The 684-nt window shown below is 60.5% G+C and carries 1 protein-coding gene and 1 pseudogene; one reads left to right on the top strand and one right to left on the bottom strand.

From position 1 onward, the window contains the following. Positions 1-260, top strand: a pseudogene (locus NKJ08_RS38830) (DUF309 domain-containing protein); the annotation flags it as partial. Positions 261-362: 102 nt separating this feature from the next. Here the strand turns inward: NKJ08_RS38830 and NKJ08_RS38825 are convergent. Beyond that, positions 363-684, bottom strand: a 322-nt coding sequence (locus tag NKJ08_RS38825) for a Ros/MucR family transcriptional regulator (RefSeq protein ID WP_352786425.1), incomplete at its 5' end; no start/stop codon positions are given.

Below are 684 nucleotides of genomic sequence, written 5' to 3'. Positions count from 1 at the left end.
TGGCGGCGGCCGGGGTAAAAATACGCGAGGGAAAGCGGGTCGCTGCCGTGCGCCATGCGACAAGAGCTGCCGCGCTTTTTCGCCAGGTGGTGACGGTGCCGAGCCGGCTCTTTGAGACTGCACTCGGGATGACACCTGCCGCGCTTGCAGAATATGTCGAAGCGGCCGTAACTTCCCGGGTCATTTTGCCAGAGCCAAAGCCTGACCAGCCCGAGCCCGTTTTCGATTTTATTCTCGCACCAAAATTGGAGAGTGTCTGATCGGCAACCCTTGGTACCGTTCAACCCAGCTTCGCCTGTGGAAGGCGGGTTACTCCCGCCTTTTTTGTGTCCGGACTACATAGGCCGATGGATCTGCAGCAATCAGGCCGCGGTCTTCTTGCGCGTCCGCTTCACCGGCGCCGGCTTTTCCGGTTCTTTCGGCTTTCGGCCGAGCCCCATCGTCTTGGCCAATGCCGAGCGCGCTGCGGCATAGTTCGGCGCGACCATCGGGTAGTCCGCTGGCAGGCCCCATTTGGTGCGATATTCGTCGGGCGTCAGGTTGTAGTGGGTCGCGAGATGGCGTTTCAACGACTTGAACTTCTTCCCGTCCTCAAGGCTGACAATGTAGTCCGGAGTGACCGATTTCTTGATCGGCACGGCAGGCTTGAGAACCCCGGACTTATCCGGCGCAACACCGCCGCCG

This window comes from Mesorhizobium sp. M0244 (assembly GCF_040321795.1).
Taxonomy (GTDB): domain Bacteria; phylum Pseudomonadota; class Alphaproteobacteria; order Rhizobiales; family Rhizobiaceae; genus Mesorhizobium.
Note: the sequence above shows the minus strand (reverse complement) of the source record. Positions and strands in the feature narration are given on the sequence as shown.